Here is a 5359-nt window from a genome sequence, read left to right as displayed (position 1 = left end):
GGAAGTGAATGGAAGGGTCAATACCAAAAGAAAAAAAAGTATACTCCAACGCTGCATAGGTGATTCGGTTTTGTTGCGGTAAAATCGAGTGCAGCAAATATACATTTTGCAGCGCAGAAAGTTTGCGAAAGATGGGTATTGCGTCGTTTTGAATGCGTATGGGGGGAAAATGGGATGTAAATGCATGATTTGGGAAAGAAAGCCCATGAATAACAGGCTCCCTTTCATTCGGATACTATTTATTTTTTCCTTTTGGGTAAGGCCTGGCGTGTCCATAAGGCGCCCAGTAAATCTACAATCCCAAATAGGATAATATTGGGTGATGCCATTTTTAAGAGCACAAAAGCGCCAAAAAACAAGATCACCGTCAGGCGAGAAACAACCGTCATGCGGAAAAAGGTAACCAAATCGGACTTGGCCGACTGCAAATAATAATAAGCCAGGAAAATTACCAACATGCCCACCACTCGAATCCACACCTCGGAAGTTGAAGGCACTTTAAAAACGTTCAAGAGCATGTTGGGAACAATGAGGAGTGTTAGCCCCAGGGCGGCCAGGTAGATACCAAAGTAAAAAATGGTTTTTGCTGCTTTGCTCATATGTTGCGGTTTTAAGGTGACAAGGGTGCTAGCAGCCAGGTGATTGTATTTTCAAATGTAAAAAATTGATTCAATAAAGTTGAGAATCAAGGGCTAAAATCTAAAACCCCGCCGTCACCAACTCCGCCAACAGCCCCCTTACCTCTTCCACATTCGCCAGCGTGTACCTTGCAGCGCTCTGCTCCAGCCCTACTTTTACCGTAAAGGAACTCTCATCCGGCAGGACCCGAAACACATCTTCATCCGTACGATCATCCCCGATGGCTAGCACAAAATCCCAGTCCTGCTCATTGAGCCAGCTCAGGGTAGCTTTGCCTTTGCTCACACTGGCGTGTTTGACTTCCACTACTTTGTTGCCTTCCAGTACTTGCAAGTCGAGGTTGGCGGTGATGTACAAGAGTCCGTCGCGGATTTCACGCACCCGTTTTTCGCCCAGGTCGCGGTCGATGCGGCGGTAATGCCAGGCCAAAGAGTAATCTTTTTCTTCTACAAAAGAGCCGGGAGTACGTTCTACCAGGTGCTCTAGTACAGGGCGAATATCCGTTTTCCAGGTATTGGACAAGCCTGGATTGATTTTCCACTGCCCGTTGCGTTTGATCCATACGCCGTGTTCGCCGGCCATATCGATGCCGAGTGGCCCTAGCCAGGTTTGTAAAGTCTGGTGGTCGCGGCCACTGTTGATGATCAATTTGTTGCCCACAATGCTGCTCAACTGGCTCAACAGGCGCATCAGATCCGCATCGGGAGCAACGGCCTGAGGATCGGGATGAAAAGACATCAAGGTGCCGTCGTAATCCAGGATGATCAAGCGGTTTTGAGCAGTACGGTATTTTTCCAATAAGGTATTGCGGTGGGGACCATGCAAAAGTACCATGTTGTTAAAGGCTTGTTGCTGTTCCATGAGTCGTTTTTGTTCCTGCACAAAAGTATTCGCCCAATGTTTTACATTGTAACGTTTGATGTGTTGTTGCATGGTTTCCATGCGCCACACTTGCTCATTTTCATTCATTTCCAGGGCCTGTTTGATCACTTCCGCCATTTTGTTGATGTCGTGCGGGTTGACCAGCAAGGCAGAACTCAATTCGTTGGCAGCCCCGGCCATTTCGCTGAGGATGAGTACGCCACGTTTGTGTTCATCCTTGGCGGCGATGTACTCTTTGGCCACCAGGTTCATCCCATCCCGCAGGGGGGTAATCATCGCAATGTCTGCTACCTGGTACAAGGTGCTCAACTCGTTAAAATTCAGGGTGCGGTACAGGTATTGGATGGGCATCCAGTCAAAAGTACCATATGCACTATTGACTTTACCCACCAGGGTATCGATGCTTTGTTTGAGTTTGCGGTAATTGTCCACATTGGAGCGGGATGGCACCGCAATCAGCACCAGCGAGACCTTGCCAATGTATTCAGGATAGCGCTCGATGAACTGTTCGAAAGCCTTGATGCGCTGGGGAATACCTTTCGTATAATCCAATCGATCGATGGAAATGATGATGCGCCGATTCCGACCAAGTTGTTTGATTTTGAACGAATCGTCGTTGGCAAACAAATCGATGCCAGGCCGGGCGTATTTTTCATAATCGATCCCCATGGGAAAAACGTCCACATTGATCAAGCGATTGCCTACCCGGAGTTTACCGTACAAATGTTCATGCCCACCTAGTCGATAGGCTGCACTGAGGAAGTGGCGCATGTAACCAAAGGTATGAAAGCCAATCTGATCGGCCCCCAACAGGCCTTTCAACAAGGCTTCGCGCCAGGGCAATACCCGGAAAATCTCGTAAGAAGGAAAAGGGATGTGCAGGAAAAAACCAATCGAGTTTTGGGGTGCAAAGGCACGAATCATCGCAGGCAACAGCATCAATTGGTAATCATGAACCCAAATGAGGTCATCTGGCTGAATGATGGGTTTGAGGGCTTCCGCAAATTTTTGATTGACCAAACTGTATGCCTCCCAATATTCATCCTGATAGGTAGTGAACTGCGTGAAATAGTGAAAATGGGGCCAGATGGTTTTATTGCTGAATCCCTCATAGTACAATTCAATTTCTTTTTTGCTCAAAAAAACAGGTACCAGGCCAATTTTGAAGAGGTCTTCGCGCACCCGACTCTGGGTGTCAGGGTCTACTATTTCTTCCCCAGGCCAGCCCACCCACACTCGTTCTAGGGAATCATCCAAAGAGTTGAGCCCGGTAGCCAGGCCTCCCGCACTAGGCGAATAACTTAGACCTTCGCCATTCTGCTGAGTGGTGACGGGAAGTCGGTTGGAGATGATGACGATGCGGCTCATGGATTAAGGATTTCAGATTTCGGGATTGCGGATTTCGGCTGGAGCTTTGCGTTTAGCATTTATAGGGTATCCCGTACTTAATTTTCAAAACTGAAAACCAACTTAGGATTAATCAAAATTTATGAACGCAAGCAGTGACCGAAATCCGAAATCTCGAAATCCAAAATGAAAAAGGCGAACCTGCAATCCGGCCCGCCTGTTAATATCTTTAGCTATTTCATTCAAAGCGTATGGCTTATTCTGCCTTTTTCTTCCGCCGGGTTTTGAACATTTCAACAACTTCTTTTTCCTTGAGGAAGCCGAAATCTACGAAAGCAGAACCGACAAATTTCTTGATGTCCTGGTAGTCCTTACCCCGCTTGTCGATAAAACGAGCCAGTGCACGGGTAACGAAATGCATGGACAAGTCTTTCAAACCCTGGTTGAACTGTTCGTTCACAAAAATGCGCATGTAAATCGGGAATTGTTTCGAGATGTCGAACAAATCGGAATAATGGCGCTCTTCCAGGTTGCTGATGAAACGATTGAAATATTGGAAAACGGTTTGCCGCACACACTCATTGATGGTCGACATCCCTTCGTGTTTGTTGTAAAACACTTTTACCGCTTCATGTGCTTCTTCGTTGATGTAACCCTTATCGTGAACGATATCGAGCAGTTGATAGTATTCGCTTAACTTGTCGTTGAAAGTTTTGTCCACAATCGCCGACATTTTTTTGTCCGCTTCGGGCAATATTTTGAGCACTGGATGATGGTGCAATTCCATCAAAAAATGCAGGAAACGTTCGCTGAATCCGGCTGTTTTTTCCCGAACTTTATTAAAAATGTTGCTCAGTTGCTTGCGGCTGGCGTCACTCAATTCGTAGAACATCGCGTAGATGGCCATCACCTGCATGTGTTCGGTGGTGCCTTGCAAGGCTTCGTTAGTTACGAACTTGTCCAGTGGCTCCAACAAACTGGAGTTGTTTACCTTGACGGAAGCACGATGAATCAGAAAGTTCTTCAAGGGGTTGAACAACACGGGAAGCTCAGCGGCAGTGGTAGGAAAGTCCGCAGTATGAAAATGATCGTTGCGGAATTGGTTGTGGTAACGATCCAAACCAATTTTGCGATCGCTGTCCCGACGGTAACGATCCAGTTTTTGCCCTTGCAGGTAATAGCGGATGCGTTTGTTGGTGATGCTGTTGATCAGGTTGGTGATCCAGATGTCGCTACTCAGGGCAAAGCCAATCTGGATGGTTTGTCCAATCCGTTTTTTGAGGATTTCAAAATTGGTAGAGCTGCAAATGGCCAGCAGGATATCCTTGAAGTGTTCCTGTGGGCGTACATATTTGATCTGCTCGTTGATTTCACCCCGCAGGACGGAATAACCGAGAATTTTGGGCAAAAACAGCCCTTCAAAAATCGGATCGAGTAGGACCAATTCAAAGGAGATGAGTTGCAATGGGTTGTCTTTTGCAACCGCTTCGTAAATATGGGCGATGCGTGGTTCGTATAACTCTTTCAGGCGCGTGAAGTCTTCTTCCTCTTCGCTATCCAGGTACCGGGCCAGTTCGTCAGACTCTTGAATTTCGGAGGCAATGGTTTCCAGGTCTTCCAAGTATTGCTGATCGAGTTCGTACATATGCCTGCTCTTTTTAAAGGCAAACCTGATAGTGCAACTTAAAGCACTACCAGGTTCGCGATATATTAATGATTAAAGTATAGCCTTGTTGGGTAGGACAAATCTTGTCCAGTGTTAGGACAAAGATAAATCCTTTGGGGCGAATCTCCAAATGAAAGATTCAAGAGTTTTATTCAGGGTTCGGAGTCTAAGGGCCTGAACACAATTATTGATGTTCCAGTACTTAAGTCCGAACCCTGAATGGCCCTGCTTATTCAGCAGTTTCTTCGCTGGTTTCTTCAGCAGCAGTTTCTTCAGCAGTTGCCTCGGTCACTTCTTCTTCAGCTTCAGCTACTGGCTCTTCTACTACGGGTACGGGTTTAGCCTTGGCTACACCAGATACTGCCAGGCGGAAAGCTTCTTTCTCGTCAGCAGTTTTTTGTACACGAGCAGCGGTTTTTGACTCCTTGGCATCAACCCAAGCTTGGTACTTCTCCGTTGCTTCTTCAATGGTCATAGAACCTTTGGCAACCCCACGCATAAGGTGCTTGCGGTAATAAACGCCTTTGAAACGCAGGATCGCACGAACGGTATCGGTAGGCTGAGCACCTTTGGTAACCCAATCAAAAGCCTTGTCACGATCGATTTCGATGGTGGCAGGTTTGGTCATTGGGTTGTAAGATCCCAGGTTTTCGATGAAACGTCCATCACGAGGAGAGCGAGAATCGGCTACCACAATTTGGTAGAATGGGCGCTTTTTGCGGCCCATGCGCTGCAATCTAATTTTAACAGCCATTGTTGGTTAACAATTACAAGGTTAAACCATAACCTACTTACCTTGACGAACAAGCGGTAGGTCTTGAGCGC

4 protein-coding genes are annotated in these 5359 nt (G+C 46.8%); all 4 read right to left on the bottom strand.

Features of this window, described 5'->3' with window-relative positions:
• Positions 1-239 precede the first annotated feature (239 nt).
• The 4 genes from SFV55_RS10570 to rpsP all read right to left on the bottom strand — a co-directional run bounded on the left by SFV55_RS10570 (position 240) and on the right by rpsP (position 5288).
• Entirely contained in the window at positions 240-599 is a 360-nt protein-coding gene (locus tag SFV55_RS10570) for a hypothetical protein (RefSeq protein ID WP_320029465.1), read from the bottom strand.
• Between the two features lie 100 nt (positions 600-699).
• On the bottom strand, positions 700-2889 hold the full coding sequence (locus SFV55_RS10565; RefSeq protein WP_320029464.1) for a bifunctional alpha,alpha-trehalose-phosphate synthase (UDP-forming)/trehalose-phosphatase: 2190 nt from the start codon (positions 2887-2889) through the stop codon (positions 700-702).
• Positions 2890-3124: 235 nt separating this feature from the next.
• Entirely contained in the window at positions 3125-4513 is a 1389-nt protein-coding gene (locus SFV55_RS10560) for a hypothetical protein (RefSeq protein WP_320029463.1), read from the bottom strand.
• A 250-nt stretch (positions 4514-4763) separates the two neighbouring features.
• On the bottom strand, positions 4764-5288 hold the full coding sequence (gene rpsP, locus SFV55_RS30190; RefSeq protein WP_413776702.1) for a 30S ribosomal protein S16: 525 nt from the start codon (positions 5286-5288) through the stop codon (positions 4764-4766).
• Between the last annotated feature and the right edge of the window lie 71 nt (positions 5289-5359).

The organism is Haliscomenobacter sp. (genome assembly GCF_033763495.1).
In the GTDB taxonomy this organism is placed as follows: Bacteria; Bacteroidota; Bacteroidia; order Chitinophagales; family Saprospiraceae; genus Haliscomenobacter.
Note: the sequence above shows the minus strand (reverse complement) of the source record. Positions and strands in the feature narration are given on the sequence as shown.

Excerpts from the sequence above, each read along its gene's own strand:
- rpsP (WP_413776702.1), bottom strand. The coding sequence starts at position 5,288 with ATGGCTGTTAAAATTAGATTGCAGCGCATGGGCCGCAAAAAGCGCCCA.
- SFV55_RS10570 (WP_320029465.1), bottom strand. The coding sequence starts at position 599 with ATGAGCAAAGCAGCAAAAACCATTTTTTACTTTGGTATCTACCTGGCC.
- SFV55_RS10560 (WP_320029463.1), bottom strand. The coding sequence starts at position 4,513 with ATGTACGAACTCGATCAGCAATACTTGGAAGACCTGGAAACCATTGCC.
- SFV55_RS10565 (WP_320029464.1), bottom strand. The coding sequence starts at position 2,889 with ATGAGCCGCATCGTCATCATCTCCAACCGACTTCCCGTCACCACTCAG.